Source organism: Parabacteroides chongii (genome assembly GCF_029581355.1).
GTDB classification, from domain to species: domain Bacteria; phylum Bacteroidota; class Bacteroidia; order Bacteroidales; family Tannerellaceae; genus Parabacteroides; species Parabacteroides chongii.
In genome coordinates this window covers 3,764,809-3,787,025 of record NZ_CP120849.1, presented here as the reverse complement: position 1 = coordinate 3,787,025, position 22,217 = coordinate 3,764,809, and the positions used below count along the sequence as shown (strand labels likewise).

General features: G+C 38.0%; 14 protein-coding genes. 2 read left to right on the top strand and 12 right to left on the bottom strand.

The window, feature by feature from the left end; genetic code table 11:
* Window positions 1-66: 66 nt before the first annotated feature.
* The 12 genes from P3L47_RS14105 to P3L47_RS14050 form a co-directional block, all read right to left on the bottom strand.
* Complete coding sequence (locus P3L47_RS14105) at window positions 67-1,059, bottom strand: fimbrillin family protein (protein WP_277781207.1); 993 nt, start codon at window positions 1,057-1,059, stop codon at window positions 67-69.
* Window positions 1,060-1,071: 12 nt separating this feature from the next.
* A complete protein-coding gene (locus tag P3L47_RS14100; protein ID WP_277781206.1) occupies window positions 1,072-2,025 on the bottom strand; it encodes a DUF5119 domain-containing protein in 954 nt (317 codons plus the stop codon).
* 14 nt (window positions 2,026-2,039) lie between these two features.
* Window positions 2,040-3,512 (bottom strand): DUF3575 domain-containing protein, encoded by a 1,473-nt coding sequence (locus P3L47_RS14095; RefSeq protein WP_277781205.1) that lies wholly within the window; start codon window positions 3,510-3,512, stop codon window positions 2,040-2,042.
* Between the two features lie 490 nt (window positions 3,513-4,002).
* Window positions 4,003-4,920: a tyrosine-type recombinase/integrase gene (locus tag P3L47_RS14090; protein WP_277781204.1), complete on the bottom strand. Its 918-nt coding sequence runs from the start codon at window positions 4,918-4,920 to the stop codon at window positions 4,003-4,005.
* 966 nt (window positions 4,921-5,886) lie between these two features.
* The gene (locus P3L47_RS14085; protein WP_277781203.1) at window positions 5,887-8,460 is read right to left on the bottom strand and encodes an SIR2 family protein; all 2,574 of its coding nucleotides are present in this window, start codon (window positions 8,458-8,460) and stop codon (window positions 5,887-5,889) included.
* 707 nt (window positions 8,461-9,167) lie between these two features.
* Window positions 9,168-10,118, bottom strand: a complete 951-nt coding sequence (locus P3L47_RS14080) for a hypothetical protein (protein ID WP_277781202.1) — start codon at window positions 10,116-10,118, stop codon at window positions 9,168-9,170.
* Window positions 10,108-13,386, bottom strand: coding sequence for a hypothetical protein (locus P3L47_RS14075; RefSeq protein WP_277781201.1), 3,279 nt, complete (start codon window positions 13,384-13,386; stop codon window positions 10,108-10,110). The genes P3L47_RS14080 and P3L47_RS14075 overlap by 11 nt, the downstream gene beginning before the upstream one ends.
* Before the next feature lie 2 nt (window positions 13,387-13,388).
* Window positions 13,389-14,030, bottom strand: a complete 642-nt coding sequence (locus tag P3L47_RS14070) for a condensin complex protein MksE (protein ID WP_277781200.1) — start codon at window positions 14,028-14,030, stop codon at window positions 13,389-13,391.
* Entirely contained in the window at window positions 14,012-15,331 is a 1,320-nt protein-coding gene (locus P3L47_RS14065; RefSeq protein ID WP_277781199.1) for a hypothetical protein, read from the bottom strand. Before P3L47_RS14065 ends, P3L47_RS14070 begins: the two co-directional genes overlap by 19 nt.
* Before the next feature lie 280 nt (window positions 15,332-15,611).
* Window positions 15,612-15,944, bottom strand: a complete 333-nt coding sequence (locus P3L47_RS14060) for a CGGC domain-containing protein (RefSeq protein ID WP_277781198.1) — start codon at window positions 15,942-15,944, stop codon at window positions 15,612-15,614.
* A gap of 6 nt (window positions 15,945-15,950) precedes the next feature.
* Window positions 15,951-17,504 (bottom strand): ATP-binding protein, encoded by a 1,554-nt coding sequence (locus P3L47_RS14055; protein ID WP_427910515.1) that lies wholly within the window; start codon window positions 17,502-17,504, stop codon window positions 15,951-15,953.
* 146 nt (window positions 17,505-17,650) lie between these two features.
* A complete protein-coding gene (locus P3L47_RS14050) occupies window positions 17,651-19,603 on the bottom strand; it encodes an alpha-L-arabinofuranosidase C-terminal domain-containing protein (protein WP_277781197.1) in 1,953 nt (650 codons plus the stop codon).
* 189 nt (window positions 19,604-19,792) lie between these two features.
* On the opposite strand from P3L47_RS14050, the gene P3L47_RS14045 reads away from it, so the two are divergent.
* On the top strand, window positions 19,793-20,869 hold the full coding sequence (locus tag P3L47_RS14045; RefSeq protein ID WP_277781196.1) for an aldose epimerase family protein: 1,077 nt from the start codon (window positions 19,793-19,795) through the stop codon (window positions 20,867-20,869).
* Window positions 20,870-20,914: 45 nt separating this feature from the next.
* Window positions 20,915-22,171, top strand: a complete 1,257-nt coding sequence (locus P3L47_RS14040) for an MFS transporter (protein ID WP_122362548.1) — start codon at window positions 20,915-20,917, stop codon at window positions 22,169-22,171.
* The last annotated feature ends 46 nt before the right edge of the window (window positions 22,172-22,217 follow it).

The following is a 22,217-nucleotide window of genomic DNA, read 5'->3' as shown; positions in this document are numbered from 1 at the left end:
GAACTTAATGGTTGTCTTGTTTTTTTAATTTACACACCCCCTGCCCCCTCTCGAAGAGGGGAAAGGTTACTCTCCGGGGATAATAGTAGTACTACCGCCATTACCCGGTTGCCACTCAGCAATGCCGGTTTCTACTGCTATTTTGCCGTCCTCCGTAAAGGTCAGTGTGATAAGGTGCGAATAACCGGCTTTCACGCCTTCGCTGATATTGGAGACAGCGACGTTCAGTGTTTTAGCATTTCCGTCATAAGTTCCTTTAACCTCCAAACTGATTGGTAAATCCTCCGTTCCCCAATTGACCGTCGGGTAAAGCAACAGATAGCCGGTCAATGGTTTTTCGGCATCGGGAAGCGAAACTTCAGACGGATAGTTTTTAACAGTCAGCGTTTGGTTGGCTTCACCCGTTGCAGCCAGTTGAGCTCCCTTGGTTTTATCGAGCGATAGCTTCAAAGCAGTATAGGTGTTTTTCACTTTGATGGAAGTAACCGACGTCCATTTTGCGATCGCTCCGGCAGAACCCGTACATTTGAACTGCAATTGGGTAAGCAGATGGTTGAAGGTGAAAGTCTCGAACTTATCCACCAGTGAACCGGTCTGCACTCCTGTTGCCATTATATCCTCCTCACCCGTAATCGTGTAAGTGACACTGACCGGATTGGCGGTTTCACTGTTCAACGCCTTACGTGGATAGTAACCGATCAGAACAGACTCGCCTTCTTCTGTCAGATAGGTTTGTTCCGGTTCAAACCTTAGAACCGTGTTACCTGTTCCACCTATGCGGACAGCATCGATAGACGGGGTATTCCATTCGGTAGTTGTACCCGGATTATCCAGACGGGCGAACGAGACTTCAAGGTCATTCACATAACCGCCGCTGATCACTGCACGGGTAGACTTCGCTATTCCGGCATTCACCTCTATTGCCTGCGCCGTTCCATCCGTTACCGGCTCTTCCGTGTTCGTGCAACCGCCTAAGAAAGCTGTTCCCAACAGACTCATGATCAATAATTTTCCTGTTTTCATTTTATACCAGTGTTTTATTGTTACTATTGTTCTCATTTTCATTCCGTTTCAGGGAGTTACCACACCCGAACCGTCACTGCCCGGTTTCCAGTTCGTCAGCGTGATCGTCAAACCGCTTATTTCATCATAGCGGACAACCAGATCCAGTATCACATGTGTCGTAACAGTTGCGGTGAACGCATCTTTTACTTCTTTCGTTATATCCGTGGATGAAGTGATTTCCTTTCCATCCGACAGCGTCATCGTAAGGCTTAGGTCGACAGAGTCTTCGCCTTCCTCTCCCGGGGATAAACCGAACAGGCTTACCGAAGAGGCATACACACCCAGACTGACCTCTTCCGGCTCGAACGTCATAAAAGCAGGCGTATCGAACAGCGGCTTGCCGGAAGGGATATGAACCCGTGACGATACACCGGTCAACCTTCCCGACAATACCGCTGCAGCGACATCCCCCTTATCCCCACCTGTAACCTTTATATTCATTTCCAATGTACGGACAAGGTTTGCCGGGGTCAATTCCTTTGCTACCGTTTCACCTCCGACTACCTCGATCTGCTCCAGACCCGTACCGTACAAGCTACCCGGACAGGCGATCTGTACGGAGCTTGATTTTAACGAAGAAAGTTGTTTCGCCCTGCCGCAGGCTTCCTCATACCCCTTCTCCATTTCAAGCGTAACACCCGTACAACCCGTATTACAGACGGCTACCCGGTAGCGCCCCAAAGGCAACGTACCCTCATATCCCGAAACGTCCCCTGTACGCATGAGCGGACTTTCCGAATCTTCCGGGTAGAAATACCAGGTCATATTATCCGGACAACTACTGTTTGACCTTCGAAGCAGCAAACGCACTTTTCCGTTCTTCTCCCAATCCTCATCCGTCATACGGTAGGCACAAGACGATACCGCCATAATCCATATGGCACTGATCGCCCAAATGACTGCCTGCATCATCCTATATTCTTTATTTCTTATACCTCTTTTATTTCTATATCTTTCCATATCCTCACCTCCTTTTATCTGATTTGAAAACGATAGGATAGACTGATCTTTAAACCAATCATAAAACCTGTCGAAGCAAAACGGGTTTCCAGATAATTACGGTTATCAAGCGGATCATACCGGTATTTCTTCCCACTGAAAACGGAGCGGTAACCGGCACGGACACGCATATCTACTCCAAAGCCACCGGCCAGAGAGAAGCGATAACCCATCGACAAACCTGCCGACCAGAAACAACCAGTTCGTCCGTAAAGCATATCTTCCGACAAATCGATCGCGCTTCCACGTACATCGAAATCTCCGTATTCGGCAAACAAACCGGTATTCAATCCGGTAAACCTACCCGAAGGAGATAGCCAGATACAAGGTTCGAGGGAGATTTCGGACACAGCCCAGTGATCGCGCGTCTTGTCTTTATAGGCAAAGTCGGAATACATGCCCGACAAGGCTACCGACCAACGACCAGCGAAACTGCACTCCACTTCCAGGTTCGGCATAAATGCACCCGTTTCTATTTTCGTTTCACCGGTTCCTAAACGAATCGACGGGGCTACGCCACACCAGGGAAGAAGGTTTGTTTTTACCCCCAGATATACAGGGCTTTGTTTCATCGGAGTTTCTTCCGTCCTTACAGATTCGGTTGGTTGTCTTTTCCGGTCTTTCTCCGTCTGTTCTTTATTATCTGCTTGCAATCCGGTTTTCTCGGAAACAACTGTTTTCCCGGTTGTCTCTTTATACTTTGTCACCTTCCGTACTGTTTCCCTGGTTGTTACGGTAGTGGCTAAAGCGATGTCCGGCTCTTCTATCCGTTTACTACGGCATACCGTATCCGTTACGGAAGCCAGACAGTAATCTTCCAGTTCCGTACGGTCAAAAAGAGGATCGTCGATACGGTACACTTCACGGTCGTAACCTCCTGTCTCACCACGACGGTACAGGTCAACATAAGGGACTGCACCGTACTCACCGATGGCAGCCTCTACAGCTACGGGATAACGACTTTCACTGTAATGGATCGAGATATTTGCAAACCAAGGAAGCGGTTTATAAACCTGATAGACATGCACCTGATCGCGATAGTTTCCGCTACGGTCGATATAGAAGGCTACACAATCATGGGGAATATCGAAACGGGTTTTCAGGTAGGCGCGGATACGACCTGCACGCAGTGAGGCTTCGTTCACCACCTCTGTATCTTCGTATTCATAGGCACTCACATGCGAGACGATCAACAAATGGCAATCACCTTTCAGGATTTGATCGCGGGATACGTCGAGTAAACCGCCCATCCGTTCCAGTTGATAAGCGTTGTCTCCGTAGTCGGCAAGGAACAGGTCGTTGTCCTGACGGAAAGAGAATAGGAACGATTCAGCCTTATAATAGGTCGTAGTCTGGGCATCCGTTTCCATCCTCAAAAGGAAGCAAAGCAGCAACAGGAAGATTGTTCTTACCTGTATTTTCCGGTGTGGACCTTTTATCCTATACATATTAATATATAATACCAGTTTGTTCAATATTGAACAGTAACTATGATTATCACTAACTCTCTGTAAATGTTCACCTTATTTATATAATAAGGGTAGAGGGTGGAAAAAGCCCTCCCCGAAAGTGTCTGCCTAGGGAGTTTTTAGGGTAAAATATGAAGGATTGATGTCTTTTTGAGTCTTTTTGGAGGAAGAAACGGAACTGCAGAAATAGCAGTTTTCTCTTAACAGATTTAAAAACGATGGCAGTCCGGGCCTGTTTTATACCATCTTGTAATGAAATTCATATTATATGGCTAAAAAATAGGTTAACTTGTGAAATTTAGTAAAATTGATATGCGTTTTTTAAGAAAACACCCTACACTCCTTGTTTTTTCATTTTTTTATTCTTACGTTTGCCACGTATTTCATTACAATTCAGGATTTTTATTATTTATAAGACACTGATTGTAAGATAGAAAGAGGATGTTTACCCTTATTATATAAATAAGGTTTACCCCACCCGCAAACAGCCTCCGACCGCTTCGGAAACCTGCCGGTTTGCTTTGGCTATTTCCGATACGTCAAACTTCTGCAAATAGATACGGGTCGTTTTTTCCGACGTATGCCCCAGTGCCTGGCTGATCACGCCGATAGCGACATGCAGGCGGTACGCCTCCGAAGCCCAGGCATGACGGAACGAATAGGTCGTCAATGTTTCCGGCAAATCCAGCATCACACTGATTTCTTTCAGGTAACGGTTTTCCGTCGCCAGGCAGCTTTTATACTGTTCGTGGGTCGCATCTTCCGGCAATACAGGAAAAAGGTAACGCCTCTCTTCGTCTTTATACCGGTCGATCAGCATCTGCATCCCCGAAGTCACTTCCATCTGGATAAAGGCTCCCGTCTTCTGCCGGTGGTATTGTAGTACCGTACCGTTCTCCACCAGATTCTCACCCGTCAGATGCACGATATCCACAAAAGGAATGCCACAAGCCATAAACGAAAACAGTGCCAAATCAATAGCAAGCTGTTTCTTCGGCTCACTTTTCAAATCCAGAGCGGCTATTTCCTTTATCACTTCCACCGGCACAGCACGTTTACGCGTCTCCTCCTGTCTGAGGTGAATCCCGGCAAAAGGCGACTCTCCCCTTTTCTCCTTCGACTCCCGACGGGCTCGGTTATACATCGCCCGAAGGTTACTCATGTAACTGTTCACCGTATTCACACGCAGCCCTTTTTCACGCAACCATTTCAGAAACGCCTCAACCAAAGCCGGTGTCACTTCTTTCAAGGATAGTTCCTTACCACCCGAGAAACATATAAAATGATTACGCACTGCCCGATACAGATCAGCCGTACTTTCATCGCCGCAGGAACGTTTATCCTCTTCCTGCAACAACATCTGTCCATAAAAATCTCTTTTCTTCATACTCTTCCTCCATTTTATTCGGATTAATCAAAAAGATAAAGATAAACATTCATAGCTTTCAGAATGTTCGATTTTTACTGATCAGGCTAACAGCGGTTTTCACTCAAACGGCTGTTCCGGAAAAAAAATCCACCTTATCACTCTGTTTTCCTCCCTTCATCACCCCTCCTTTCGGAAATCATCGCAATGATTCTTCCCTATCATCACAATGTCCCAGCAGAGTCATCACAATGACTTCACGCACTCATCACAATGAAGTGGGATAATCATTGTGATGAATATTTTAACACTACAAAATATGGGGGAATTTTCTTCAGATTATACTCTAAAAACAGGTTTACGTGTCTTTCGGAAAACTAGATGCTTTTTCTGAACAGTTCATTTTCAATTGACAAATTGCAGCAAATTTTGCTTTATCTTTATCATCTATTCTAAAATCATCATGATGATTTCTTGTTCACCTATCACTAACGTCTCCCCTAAAAAGATAAATCCCCTCAATTCGTCATTACTGAACTCTAGATTAAGAGGATAAATACTATTGAACTCTCTTTTATCTTTATACATAGCCAAAAAAATGTATACAAATTAACAGAATGTCAGAATGACAGAAAGTCCAATTTTAGTTCTCTAGTTACTTATCAACACATCAAAATAGAACATTTTTATTCACTAAATAGATTTTCAATATATAGTGGTACAGAATCTATATATTATGTATATGGTTCTATGTGTTTATTTATGGCCCAATCATTATAGTTGATTACATTATTATACTTTCCCTATTATTATTTTACAAATTCGAGTACTGTCATTCGCTTTTCATTAGCCACCTATACTCGTGATAAAATAAGATATTCCTACATTTTAGCACTAAAATGTAGGAATATCTTATATCTGATCTAAACCAAAGAATCTTTTAATCGTACTTTTTACAATTTTATTTTTATTATGTTTTTGTATATTTTACAATCCAATTAGTTCCTTATATTTTGAATTAGTATGATATTCCTCAAAAAGTATCCATTCTCGAATTCTATATTTATATGAATAATCTTCCTTAATAGCTTTTTCCAAAGCCCTTAATGCATTCTCTTTCTCTCCAAGAATAGCATATGCAGCAGCTTTATGAATTGAATCCGAATTTTCACACAAAAGCTTTTCATGAACTTTTTCCTTTTTAACAGTCTTTTTTAATTTCTTCTCAGCCAACAGATAATTTATATATAAAATAGAATTTTTGTATGACGTTTTTGTTAAATACTTAAAAGCCAAATTTTCCGCCTCGTTATATCTTTCTAATTTTAACAAATAAAATGTCGCTTGAATTATTAAATTCTCATCATACTCTCTATCTTTTCTAAGTGTTATTATTATATCTAAAGCCTCTTCATACTTATTTTCATATGATAATAATTCACATTCTCGCTCTTTATCCTTTGGAAATTCTTTATAGAATATTTCTTTAGCTTTATCTATCTGTCTATCATATAGATAATAAATAAACAGTTTCTGATAAGTAATACGATCTTTCTTTTTTATATTATCAAGTATAGCAATTGTTTCTGATAAATTGTCAAATTCATCTAACATAAACTCTGCTTTTAGCCGCCAATAATCATTATCAACTTTATATTTAGATTCAATACTATCCAGTCGCTTTTTTAACAAATCTCTATCATGAAAATGAGAATATTGCTGCAACAAATTCATTTCATTATACTTTATATATTTAGATGATTCAAATCCTTCTATTTTTTGCGTAATAAAATCATATATTAGATTTTTATTTTCTTTTTTAAGACGCATTGTATAAGCTTTTTTATAGACAAAACTGGGATGAAAAGGATCTTGTATTTCGTATTTTTTTAAAAAAGATTCTAAATGCTCAATCTTTTCTTGTACATTTTCATATTTTTGATTTATCAATTCAAACTTTAATCCCCAATATTCATTATCTATACCAGGTTCTAATTCTATACAATGATCAATTATTTCAATTACATCATCAATTGTGAAATTTAATTCATTCTTGGATATTGAATTAATATATTTAGTATGCATTAATTTAGCTTTTTCATAATATAACTTGGCCTTATATTTATACTTCTCTAATGCCTTATTTAATATTTCTATTTTAGAATTATATAATGGATACATATGAGATAAGCTTACATAATAATTAGCATTATCTCCATAACTATCAATCAATTCTTCATATATCGATATAGAATTATCATCATCAAGCATAATTCTCAGACATTTTGCTTTTCTTTCCAATAATCCTCGATGAAACAATGTACCTTTATTCGATTGCTCTAAATGTTTCTGAATTACTTTCAATGCGCTTTCATTATCACCTTGAATAAATAGAGATTGAATCTCAGCAAAAACAAGTTCTTCTGTTTTTGTTAAATTATATCTAATACCTTTCCTCTCAAATGTAGAATCATCTTTAGCATCTTCCTGATCTTCTTTATCCACTAGATATTTTAAAAAACTATTAATAACATCTTGTTCTAAAGTTTTTCTTATTCTCTTAAAATCATTTTGAAGATATGTGCAATTCGTTTTTATCAAAAATGGATTATTTGTTATTTTCTTTAGCATCTCTGTTTTTTTATTATTAAGAAGATTGCTATCAACTGGAAGCTGACAAGAAGAAAGTTTTGCACTAATTTCAGAAAACAATTCATCAAAACCATCAATTTTTACGTAAAAGACTCTATCTTTCCATAAAAGCTTTTTCAAATCATCGTTTATTTCACTATCATCTCTTAAACACCAATATATTCCATGTTTAAAAAACTCCTCATTTTTAAGAAGATAGGTGATAACATCAACAATAGATCTGTCATTTCCACCATACCCAACAACAATCAAGCCATAATCTTTAGCAAACTCAATAAATTTATTTTTAATATTTTCTTCTAAGGATTCTGTTTCTCTTAATGTACTTTTTATGTCATCAAATAAATAATCACCATGTAGCTTTACAATCTTAGGCCTTTTAGAAGTCACAGTAATACTATTTATTGCAGAATCATGAGCACATACAATTGGACGATGAATTGAGAATTGATAAAAAGCCTCATTTAATAAATCATCAAAATTCGTTGTAAAGATAGTTTTAAAATAATTACTTTCGACTAGTTTTGTCAAATAAGCATATCCAATTGAAGGTATTTTATCCCTAACCTCTTGTTCAACAAACATCCTTCTTTGTCTAGGTAAATCATACCTTTTTTCAAACAAAGAAGAATATGGATTTCTTACATTATACCAACTTGTTTTAGTTATATATTCATTAATTTCAACATCAGACAAAGAGGAGCCTTCTTCACATTCAGCAATTTCTCGCTTCCAGATTTTTATTAATTCATTAGCGGAACGTATACCTGAAGTTACTGAACAACCAGCTCCAAGTAATAAACTATAATTAGGATTGTCATCTGTCCTTGTTTTTATATAACGAATCAAATCACTAACAGAACGTTCTTTAATTTTTAGTTCTTCTCTTATATCAGTTAATGTATACATAGAATTATTTTTATGGTTTATATCACAAATATATCAAATTCTTATTTTACTACAAACAATCAGTTTGTTTTAATAGAAAAAAAATGCAAGGGTATGAAATATAACTATGTTAAACTATAGAAATATACTCTGATATAAAAATATGTAAAATAGCAAAACATCATAAATTACAAATATCAAATCCGATAAAAAATATCTTATCTGATTAACTATTACTTTTCTGATAGATTGTTTAAATGATACAATCTAAAAAAACGAAGTAATTCATACTTTACTAAAAGACTTCTATATTCCATACAACACTCAATAACCAACTATTTTACAGCTACATATTTCATAAAATAATAGCGACATAGTTACATTGATCAAGATATGTAGTATAATTTTATGAATTTCGTATACATCAGTAATTTCTTTAATACAACTTTTTTATCCAAAGTAATCCCTTGTTGTCTTTAACCAAAGATTCAGATGGCAAATTATCTATGTTACCAAACATCAAGTCAGTAACATACAAAAACAATCCTTTCCATATTCAGCTGATTATAAATCATTTAGAAAGAACAACTTTAACATTATCACTATCAGAAATTCAATATTACTTTTTCTATTTAAAACGACAATAAGAAAAGGACTCTTTTGACTTACCTTTTAATTCTATAAGTTTACAAGATAGTTTCTTATAATATTTTCTAGACTCAATATTCCTACAAATCAATATTTTTCTTTACCATCGCTACCAAATCATTCGTTTCCTCCTCTACCCATCTATCCGTACTTATTAGTTCGTTAATTAAATGAATCTCTTTGGAAGTAAAATAAGATTGTTCCAAACCTGAAAAAGGAAGCGTAGTTTTCCACTTACTATTATGTTTTTTCATATTGACTAGATATTTTTTAATTGGTTCTGAAGGATAAAGTAGCTTTATATCACAGCCTTTCTCCTGAAATATTTTTTTTAACCGAACATAGATTTCCAAACCATTATAATCCCAATCACAAGAATAGAATAAGAGTTTATCCAATTTCTTTTCATCAATAAAATGAGTTCCTTTTGTATTATTTCCACCTACATACCATAACTCGATTTTATGCTCACGAGCAACGCGAGGCATTTTCAGAAAATTGAGGTTTTCACAAAGCACTATACAACGCGGTTCACCGACATCTACAACGAATCTCCACTGGTGCATTTTAGGATCTTCCAATGGGTAATCCTCTACTCCCAAGATGGAAAGTACCAAATCGTTCAGACTTTGATAAGTATCCAAATGCTTGCTTCCACCATGTTCAAAGAAGTCTTCACTAAATGTATGTCGAGTCGTGAGAGAGTTCCGGATTTGTTCCCTGTTATCTGCAACAAACTGTAAAGAGCGGATATCATTAACCGTATATGTCTGTCGACCAGTCACATCTGGTTGTACAGACTTCAAAAAACGATCATATTCCAAATAATCTTCCAGATAGCGTTTAGCAAAATAAGCATCGTACTTTTCACTTTTAATCAAATAATTATGATTGCCTGGCTGATATTGCACCAACTTTCTACTTATCAGGTTTCGGAATTTATTATCACTTTTCTTTGTCGCCGGTATTTTATTCCCCTCATAAAGAGAATACATTGCAGTGAGCGTTCTCCAGGTCAGTTCAGCTTCCATAATCATTTACATTTATAAAATTTGCCAATTCCGAATCAATATCATTTCGACTACGTATTTCTATCGGAGCATAATTAACTTCTTCTTCTACGTCAGGATTACGATTGAGGATATATACATGCTGTTCATTATATTTTCCCAAAGGATTAATTGAAAAAGTCAGTATCTGATAATCATATTCTTCGGCGATATCACTCAATAAGTCAAAATTACTACCTAACCCCTCTGCCTCATCAATGGGCATAAACCGCAATCCATCTTCTTGTGCATTGTTTTTGTTACCAACAATAGAGAGGCGGGCTATACACAACAGCGCAATGGCAGCATACGTCTGCCCGGTACTTCCTTTATTATTCCGTCCAGCACGATTTTTCATATCAAGGCTCAGTTCTATATATGAATTAGGATTCAGTAAGTCTTCTAACGTTATGTCATTGGAATTATTATTGGTTATTTCACAGAAAGCTTTCATGATTTTTTCACGAATAGATACTTGCGTATTTAATTCGTTCAAAATGGAGACATCGAACATATCTGTCATATTATCTAAAGTTGTCTTATGTTTAAATTGGCTTAACCAGCTAACAGGAAACCGTAAAGAATCTGTTTTTTCAAGTTTCATATTATATGCACCAGATATCTTCTTTTTACTACTCGTAAAGAAGCGATTTATACGACGAATCTCATCCCATTGTGCTTCTACTTGGCGTTTCACTTCGGTTAATAGATCCTGTATTTTACCTATTTTCTTACTATTCAGTTCCCTGTTTTTTTCATTAATATCTTCAAGCCTTTTTTTGATTCTACCGACAACTTCCTCTTCAATAATCATATCTTCTGGGAATAAGTCAGGTAACAAATTTGCTATTAATTCTTTAAAATTATGGCTAGTTTCAAATTTGTATTGTTCATTTGGCATAAAGCTTTTTACCATATTTACATACTGATTAATATAAGTGGTGTTCTTTTCGAGATAAAACACTTTTGCTTCTTCCACCGACTCCTCGCTCACCGCTGGATAACTATCGATGGAAGGCAAATCCGTATAAAGTGATATATATTCAGTTTGAATCATATTCAAGTAATTCTCCTGATTTTTTAAGTTCGTCATCGACTGTATTAATTCATCGCATTTATCCAAAGTGTTACTTAAAATAGTTAATTCATCTTTAAAGAACTCAGTTTTATTATCAGCATTTATATAATCATCTTCTTTATACGCTTGAATAGTCTGTGCTACCAAAAAGGTATTCCACTCTGCTTCATACGGTTTTATTTTCTTTGATATTGAGATTAATAAACGGGTAGCCTTTTGTATAAGATCAGGAAATATTTCAACTATATTTTTAAGTTGTATAAATTGGTTATACAATAATATTTGTTCTTTTTTCGCATTTTTCACAGACTGTTCTATTAAGTCTTTTGTTGCTAAGCTCTTCACAGACTGCTCCATTTGTTCAGGAGAGATATTTAAAACTTCTATTTCCTGAAATTTTTTTATTTCGGGCTTATGGAAAAATATATCTACAGAACGAGCAGGAGCATCAAGGGTATTTACTATATCATATAGTTTTTTCCAAAGCTCCAATTCTTCTTCAATTGCTTTTTTCTCTTGTCCTATATTGGCCACCTGTGATTGAAAATACTGCAAGATCGTCTCTCGATCATTATTGAGACTTTGCTGTTTTTCTGTTACGTAGTTTACAAATTCGTTTACTCCACCGAAGCTTATCCAGAATCCATCTGCATCAGGTTCTATGTTTGTGTTTCTTAGTAATTCTTCCGGGGAGCAAACATAACGGTCAAGGGGTTTAGGCTGATTAGGTTTATTCATTCCATACTTCTGAAAATGATAAATTAGGCTTTCTTCTTCTTTTGTAAAATTACGTCGCAACGATAGAGCCCAACGGATAAGTGAATTAGGATTATTTATATCATGAAACTGCTCTACCACGTGCAATTGTGATAAACGGTTACGTAGTTCATCTGTCTTTTGGAGGTAAAAATCATTTCCTGCTGCTAATCCGCCTTTCCAGCCTGAATTTGCAAAAAGATCAATCACACGTGAACCAACTAATTTGTCCTTCAATTCTTTATAGTAAATGTATTCTTTTTTTTGAGTTCTGTATTGTTCATAATAAGTTGCCAAGTCTCCAGGAAGAATATTTAACTGTTCAATCATTTTATTAACATCATCCAGCAAATTTTTCTTTTGTCTCCATTCATCATAAATATCCCTTATTTTTTCATAAGCAGACTCTTTCTTATCCCGACATCTTTGAGCCTCTTCTAACTCGTGCCGGACCAAAACTTGTAATCCTAATAAATCTTCCTGGGCCTGTAAAAATGTATAGAGTTCTTTTTTAAGAATTTCTTTATTTGAATAATAAGCTCTTAGCAAAAATACATATTGAGAAGTTCGATATATTTTTTCTGCTTCTTTTTTTTCGATCAACACTTTATATAGATCACTAACTTGAAAGCACTTTTGTGTCAACAAAAGAATTTCATTGTTATTTCTTCCATAGTCCACCGCATTTTTTTCTATTTCTTCTACAATTGACCTGTATTTATTCATGAAGTCTTTACCCCTTTCTTGCCCGAATAAGAAATCCAACAAACTAGAACTTCTTGTAGTATCAAGTTCTTTCCCCCTCGAAAATGACTGAATGATCTTCGCATAATCTTTTAATACTTTATCTTTGTCGGTGAGGTCAAGTGGTAGTATTTTATTCTTATATAGCACTTTATGAAAAAAAGAAATCCGTTGCCAATCCTTAAAAACTAAGTTTTTTTCCTCCATGTATTCTATAATATCCTCTAATGGAATAATACATTCGTCATCCTGAAAATCGGCAGCATAAAGAGGTTTTGTCATAGGGGTAAACTCACCTTGTTCAATAGCAAGCCCTGCCTGTACAACAAAAGGGTGTGTGGCTTTGGAAGTACTTTCAAGATAGGCTCCTGCTGTAATAAATTGCCCATCGGCAACTTCTATATTCACAAATGCATATCCATAATCCAATGATTTACCAGGTGATCGCAAAACGAGGCCATCAGGTTCCCGTTTACCCTGAACCGGAATGGTTGCGGAACGGAAAGCGGAAGCCCCTACAAATATAAGTTGTAGTAAATCGGCTATGATACTTTTACCAGAACCGCTATCACCAATAAAATCGGTACGGGCAGGATGAAAAATGTAATCGTTTTCCTGATGGTGTATGATACCGACAGTAGACAAACTGTAAATACGAGGATATTTTTTCATATTTATTCTTCTTTAAGCCATTTGTCAATATAATTAATATAATCAGCAAATTCCCGCGTTATACGCTGAAATGCAGGGAGGATTGTAAAATCATCTTCTTTCAAATCAATCCATCTTAACTTATGAAAATTCTTGAATGCACGTTGTACTTCTTGATCAATACGAGCATCATTTGATTCAGTAAAACGTTCTTTGGTGCCTTTTGTCTTTACCAGTAGACGCTGCACATGCTTCTTAAGATCAGGCATATCTACGCGTATTAGAGCAACAAACTTTTTTACAGAAGTTAATTCTATGTTGTGATCAATATAATAAGCTTTGTACAGCAATAAGGCAATAAGAATATGTTCTTTAGGTAAAGACGACCGTTCAACAGAATAATTACTTCTTGATACAGGGTGATAGAGTGGGAAATAATAACTATCGTTTCCACTACCGGATGGAACGATAGTTATGTTCTCATGTCGTTTGAAATAGACAGTCAGATTATCTATATATTTTTCCAGATAAAGAAAAAGCTTCTTATCTCCTTCATATTGTATATGAGCACCTTTTTTCAGAGCGTCGACCAATTGTGAAAACAGCTCCGCACCGTCTTCACATTCGAGGAAATCATATTTTTGAGTCATTTGCGTTTCATCCATATATCAGATATTGTATGTTTTGAACTGGGATTATCTATTTTTTCACTTGTATCAATCTGTATTTTCCAATGTGGATCTTCCTTATATTTTTTAATACTCTGGTCAATCACCTGTATAGCGAGTTGCAAATCATTATCGTGTTTTTCCAGAATGTCGAAGAAGATTTCAGAAAGATGTATGACATCGGTTTCCAAAGATTTCCGACGAATAAACTCCAGCCACCATTGGATATGAATCTGGCGCATCATTTGCACATGACCTTTCTGATATGCTTCTTGTTCTTTTCGCGGGTCTTTTTTATATTCGGAACGCAGTTTTCGTTCCGGAGGGAAAAGACTTTCAGGTCTATCCACAGAGATAAAAATGGGAAATGAATCTGCCAATTGAATTTTTCCGTCATAGGGAAAAGGAAACTGTATCTGTTTATCTGTTACATGGCTTTTTTCGAGCAGGAAATACAAAAATTTCTCGACTTTGGTATTAAATATATCTCGGTTGAGAGAGGCAAAAAACTGTTTTATTTTAGGCTGTATTTTATCAATACGTGAATCTACCATCGCTAAACGGAGATGGATACCTTCAAAATACGAAACGGCCTCACTAATGAGATCATCTATTTCTTCACTTCTGTCGCGTACCGGATGTGAAATAAGAATATCATTCATGCGATCAGTTTCCCGAAAAGCTGCTCTTAACTCCCTGTTTTGCTGACGTATGGTATCAATTTGCTTTTCTATTTCCTGTAAAGCTACAAGCAAAGTTTCTTTACGCCTTTTAGCTTTTTCACTTAAAGCTGTTACGGAACGGTCAATCTGTTGATTAAGATAGTCGACTTGTTCCAATAAAAGAGTTCGAGACTTGAACAAGTCTACTGTAAGCCAATTTTTTATTTGTTCTTCTGTGACGGCAACTTCAAGCTTCTCATATAGTTCCTCACAGGTCATTTCGATAAAGGTGGGATTAAAGCGCTGAGATATTAGACGATGTATCTTATCACATATCTGAAAACCAAAATCAGTAAACATATAGGTCTGATTTTCATCATTATATATAAGATAAAACTCCTGTAGTTCTAGAATATAAGCTGTATAAGTCCCCCATTGTAACCGTATAGGCTCACGTTCGATAAGACTTACAGCTTCAAAAGCCCGATGTATATCTTTTTCCTTAAAAACCCCATGTTCAAATTCTCCATTCTTCACCCGTTCATACAACCAAATTACAGCCAATCCTTTCTTTTTCTCTGGAAAAAGATGTTCATAGGTCTTTTCTATTTTTAATTGCTCGAATAAAGATTGCATTATAGTAAAGATTAAAAGATTATTTTCTCAAACACCATTACCACAAATTTACTAAAAAAAATATTGAAAGAATCATCTAGAAAGAAGAAAATAACTGTTTTCGTTTCAATCAGGTCATTTTGTATAGCTTTTACACTCGAACACTTACAGAAAAAGTAGATGGTCTAAAAAGAGCTTCCCTGTGACAGGATAGAGCAAGCCTATTTATACGTTTTAATTACATATAAATATATAGTACACTTTTTTAATCTTAAATTGAGACATTGCGATCTACAAAAGTCTAATGAGTATAATCTAAAAAACGAATACCCTCAGGTAAATCATTCTCAATTAACATTTTCATTTTCTTGGCGAAAGGGCATGGGTAACCTAATGGAGTACCTTTCTGAATACACGAGGCAAATGCAATAGTATCGGCACCTCTTTTCACAAGCTCTCTTGCCCTTAGTAGAGATTTCTTTGCAGGGCATCCTCCACAATTGCAGAAACCGACAATTTCTATATCTTCTGTTATACCTTCAAACGCCCCTTTTCTTTCTCTGATCACCTTAAAATCTGTCGTACCCGGACAGTAATCTTCTGTCTGCATACATCTGATAATTCCAACTTTCATAAGTCATTATTTAGATTCTATTTTCCACTCCTCTATATTGCGTGTCTTTGCACTGAAATTCACTCCTATCTTAAATAATTGACGGGGATCGGCTGCAAAAGGAAGCGCATAACCTTTCTCATTGATTTGGCGCAGAGCGTCATCGGCTGTTCCATTCAGTTTGAATTCCATCAGGTAAATAAAACTGTCCGTTTGTAATACCAAGTCAATACGACCTTCCGAAGTATGATATTCTGCTTTTACATAGAAGCCAATCAACTTGAACACAATAAACAGGACATTTTGGTAATGTAACTCCAAATCACGAACCAACTCGTAAGGAGTATCAGCAAAAAGACTTTGCAAACGACGGAAGAAGGAATCATAATCGCCGGAACGTATCTCACGAACAAACTTCTGAATATGGAAAGAAGAATCGACTTTATCCGTATTAGCATAGAAAGGAAGCAGATATTTCATAAAACCCTCCTCCACTTCACGATTAGGAAATCCCAGACGATAAATACCAAATTCACGATCATATCCTTTGATGGTAAGATATCCACTCTGATAAATCACAGGTATTGGATTAACAGATGTGGAGTCAATGCCATTCAAAACATCGGCATCCGTTTCCGTATGCGCCATGTTATACAGGTTATAATGAGAGTGCTTTAACAATTTCACCAAATAGGTTGGTGTACCTGTTTCAAACCAATAGCTACCGAATTGTAAATACTTAAAGGTATTAAGCAAACTGAAAGGATTATACATACCAGGACTATTCGGCACAAAATGATAACCGTCATAACATCCTTTTAATTCCGTACAGGCTTCTTCATTTGTTAGGGAAAGAGATGAAGCAAGAGCTTTAATATCTTCATCAAAATATTCGTGCAATTCATTTTCAGTAATACCACAAATAGAGGCAAAAGGTCCTTTCATCGAAATATCGTCCAAATTATTCAGATCACTGAACACACTTACTTTCCCGAACTTAGTTACCCCCGTTAGGAAAGCAAACTTGATATCCCCATCCATGCTCTTCATCACTCCATAAAAAGCCTTCAAAGTATCACGATATATCTCTTGCAGTTCATCATTATCCAATGCCTGCAACATCGGCTTGTCGTATTCGTCAATCAGGATTACAACGCGTTGACCGGTCTGCTTGGCTGCTCTGCGAATTACTCCTTTAAAGCGCAGTGAAAGCGTCGTTTCATCCGGTCCATGACCATAAAGTTCTTCCCACTGAGTCAACTGATTACTTAACAAAGCATCCAGACGCTCAGGACTGTCAAATTTTTCGGCGTTCAAATCCAAATGAAGTACAGGATATTCCAACCAATCTTTTTCCAGCTTTTCGATAGCCAAGTCTTTAAACAACTCCTTTTTTCCCAGAAAATAAGCTTCCAGGGTAGAAATAAGCAAACTTTTACCAAAACGGCGTGGGCGATTTAGTAAATAATAGCATCCAGTTTTCACTAATTGATAAACCAGCTCCGTTTTATCAACATAGATATATCCATCCTCACGAAGACTCTCAAAATTCTGTATACCGATAGGATAAAGCTTTGCCATAATTTATCTGATTAAAATAATACCTTTTACGCAAAGTACGTAACAAAGATCGGCATTTACAAAAAAAGGACAGGTTAATTGGAGGTTATTCAAATCAAATTATGGTACAGGAATCCGAAGAGACCTGCACCATATAAATAGGAATATCAAAACGCAATGCGATAAACAGAGAAACTTAACGGGCGAAGTACTACTTCTGCAGCCGGAGCTTCCAGTTCGATTTCTGAAACAACAGGCACTATCTGGTCCGGTTTGCAGATCGTATTTTTAACTTCCAGATCAGAGGCGTGAAGTACGGTTACTGTACCTTTATGTTTTCCACCGGAAAGGCCGTTTAAATCCAGTTTCACTCTTCTGTTTTGAATGCCGGTATTGGCGATCTTAATGATCAACTCATTTGTCTTCTTATCGACTGCTGCTGTTGCATACAGATCATTTTGTCCGGTAACCGGTTCGTTCTGCATAGTCAAAGGCACGACATTCGTACCGACATTATGACCGTAAAGTTGCTGCACATAATAATTCGGCGTCTTCACCAAAGAAAGATTATCGAACCAGATCAAATCCGGACGCCACTGCCAGGCATCCACATGGGCAAACAGAGGTGCATAAGTACAGATATGTACTACATCAGCATTACGCTCAAAGCCAGTCATAAAAGCAGCCTCAGCCAATGCTGTCAGGAAACTATTCTCGCGATTGTTCGGATGACAGGCATATTCACCGGCAAAAACCTTAGGACCGTTACGATCGTATGAATCATAGCGTTTGGCACCATTCAGGAACCATTCGGGAGAACGATAAAAATGTTCATCGACCAAATCGACTTTCATCCGATTCATTTCAGGCCATAAGAAGTCGAAATCTTCCCCTTCCGCTTGTGGACCGGAACTACCAATAACGTTAATATCCGGATATTTGGCACGAATAGCCTTTACAAAAGGTTCCAGGCGTTCAGTAAACAAAGTACCCCACTGCTCATTACCAATAGCAATAAACTTCAGGTTGAAAGGAGCCGGATGTCCCATATCGGCACGCAGTTTTCCCCATTTAGAGGTTACAGAACCGTTGGCGAACTCGATCAGATCAAGGGCATCGTCAATATAAGGTTGCAATTTATCGACCGGACAGTTTTCTTTCGGATCATCATTTTCATACTGACAGGAAAGACCGCAGTTCAATACAGGAAGCGGCTCGGCACCAAGATCCTCACTCAACTGGAAATATTCGAAGAAACCTAAACCGTAAGACTGATAATAATCGGAGAACTTCTTATGAGGAAATGTATAATTCCAACGATTGATATTGATCGGACGGTTTTCGACCGGACCAACCGTATTTTTCCACTGATAACGGGTGGCCAGGTTCGTTCCTTCCACGATACAACCTCCGGGGAAGCGGAATACACCCGGTTTAAGATCTTTCAATGCCTGTGCAAGATCGGCACGCATACCGTTCGGACGGTTATTGAATGTTTTCTGAGGGAATAAAGATATATGTTCCAGATCCGCCGTTCCCTGTGTAAGCATCGTGATACGTAAACGGGAATGGGCTTCCGTTGCCTCAGGAGTCAGGACTACGGAATACTTTTTCCAATCCTTACCGTTTATCTCAACTTCCTTTGTTTCATAAATATCATGCTCGCTATTTACCAGATTTATACGAAACTTGATCGGGCCGTTAGTTACCGTACGGGCATAGAAAGAGAAGTCATACTTCTCCCCTGCCTTAATACCAATGCCTTTAAAACCTTCGTTATCCAGCCCTGTACCGGTCAATTCTTTATTATAAGAAAGACGTACATAATGCGGGTTCTTGTCAAAACAGGGGGATTTGGTCTGTACCGTTACATTTCCAAAAGGAACCCAGCCCCCGAAAGGATTTTCAAACTCAAAAGAACGGTTCTTAATCAGCTCTGCATACAATCCTCCGTCTGCTCCGAAGTTGATATCTTCAAAAAAGATACCGTACATGGTGGATTGGATAGGCGCACCCGTTTGCTGCACGTCTATTTTGAACTCATTAGTCTGTGCCATCAGACTACTTACCCCCATACTTAAGAGGAACAGGAAGATAGCGTTTTTCATGCTTCTTCTCATATCAAGTGTTTTTCCGTAAATAAAAGATTTATTTAGTTGCAAATGTACACTAAATACATATTTAAAAGGTGGACTAATACACTAAATTGGTAGACAAAAAGCGGCTTTATGCTCTATAACATCTTTTCGTGCATCCTATTTACGAAGAAGTAGGCTAATTTTACACGCAATTTTGATAACATTACATACATGAAGAACAAGAATACACTGTCTGGCTTGACTGTGGCTAATTTCAGCAAGCAAATAGACGGGAAGGAGACGATGCTATGTATCCTGACCAATAAGAAAGGAGCAGAACTTACCATTACCAACTACGGTGCAAAAATTGTATCGCTTATGGTACCGGATCGGTCCGGCAAGTTAACCGATGTTGTTACCGGACATAATTCAATCGATGATTATCTGGTTTCTGAAGAGCCTTACTTCGGAGCTATCTGCGGTCGCTACGGGAACCGTATCGCCAAGGGTTCATTTACACTCGACGGCGTTGTGTACGATAAGTTGGCCATCAACAATGGCCCCAACAGCCTTCACGGAGGACTCAAAGGTTTTAATTCTGTTGTATGGGATGCCAATCAGACCGATGACCAGACCGTAGAACTGAAATATACGTCAGCAGACGGTGAAGAAGGTTTCCCCGGAACATTAAAAGTGACTGTTACATACCATCTGACAGACGACAATGAAGTCGTAATCATGTATCATGCCGTAACAGACAAACCGACCGTATTGAACCTGACCAATCACTCCTACTTCAACTTATCAGGAGCAGGCGATCCGTCAGTAGCAGATCATACACTGACAATCAATGCCGATCAATATCTTCCTACGGATGAAACAGCCATACCTTACGGAGCACCGGAAAAGGTGGAAGGTACCCCGATGGATTTCCGTACCCCTTATCTGGTAGGTGCACGCATAGACGAACCGACCGACCAGTTGACTTGGGCAAGAGGCTACGACCATACCTATATATTAAATAAGGAAGAAGGCGAACTGGGTTTCTGTGCCCGTTGTCAATCGCCGAAGACCGGTATTGTCATGGAAGCATATACAACCGAACCGGGTGTACAATTATATACAGGTAACTGGATGACCGGTAATTTCGAAGGAAAGAATGGACAGCGTTACCCGGCAAGAGCTGCTTTATGCCTGGAAACACAACATTTCCCCGACAGCCCGAACAAACCGGAATACCCCTCTACCGTACTCCGTCCGGGAGAAGTTTTTGAAAGCAAGACCATTTATAAATTCTCTGCTGAATAACAAATAACAAAATTAATATATCAATAATAATAAAAATATCAATCAATGACTCAAGAAAAAAAACAATGGGGTGCCATCATCATTATGATTGCACTGTTTGCAATGATCGCATTCGTGACTAACCTTTGTTCACCAATGGCTATTATCGTAAAGAACGACTTCGGGGCTAGCAATGTTCTTGCCCAAATTGGAAACTATGGTAACTTCATTGCCTATTTGGTAATGGGTATTCCTGCCGGTATGCTTATCGCCAAATATGGCTATAAGAAAACAGCTCTTATCGGTCTTGTTGTAGGTATCGTAGGTATTTTAGTTCAATGGCTGAGTGGTCATGTGGGCAAGGAGAGCGCTTTCCTGGTTTACCTGGTCGGAGCATTTATCAGCGGTTTCACTATGTGTATTCTTAACTGTGTGGTTAACCCGATGCTTAACCTGCTCGGTGGCGGTGGTAACAAGGGTAACCAGCTTATCCAGCTCGGCGGTGTATTCAACAGTACTGCAGCCGTTGCCTGCTACATCCTGATGGGAGCTCTTATCGGTGACGCAGCCAAAGCACATATTGCCGACGCAACACCGGCATTGATGATCGCTCTTGCTATCTTCGTTATCGCATTTGTAGTTATCGTATTTACTAAAATTGAAGAACCTGAACAGGCACCTGTTGACACCAGCTTGATCAAGGGCGCTTTGAGCCATCGTCATTTTGCACTGGGAGCACTCGCTATCTTCCTTTACATGAGCGTTGAAGTAGGTACTCCTACTTATATTCTTCAATACCTTACAGCAAAAGGTATACCGGCCAGCACCGTGGGTCTTATCGTAGCTGTTTACTGGCTTATGATGCTTATCGGACGTTTCGTAGGAGCTAGTATCGGAGGTAAGGTTTCCAGCCGTACGATGATCACCATCGTATCGATTGCAACTCTTCTATTGGTTAGCTTCGGTATGTTCTCACCTGAAACAAATACAGTTGAAGTTCCTGGTGTAGACTGGGCTTCATTAAGTGTGATCTGGCAGGAAGTTCCCGTTGGTATTCTGGCATTCCTTCTCGTAGGTCTTTGTACCAGCGTAATGTGGGGTGGTATATTCAACATGGCTGTAGAAGGATTAGGAAAATATACAGCTATTGCCAGCGGTATCTTTATGACAATGGTATTCGGTTGCGCTGTAATGGTTGCTGTTCAGGGTTGGGTTGCCGATATGACTGATTATATGACCAGCTACTGGGTTGTACTCTTCAGTGCTGCTTACATTTTATTCTATGCGGCTATCGGTTCTAAACCATCGAAAAAATCAGAATAAAATAAACAATATGCCAATTTATGAAATTATCCGGTTTTACCTTATA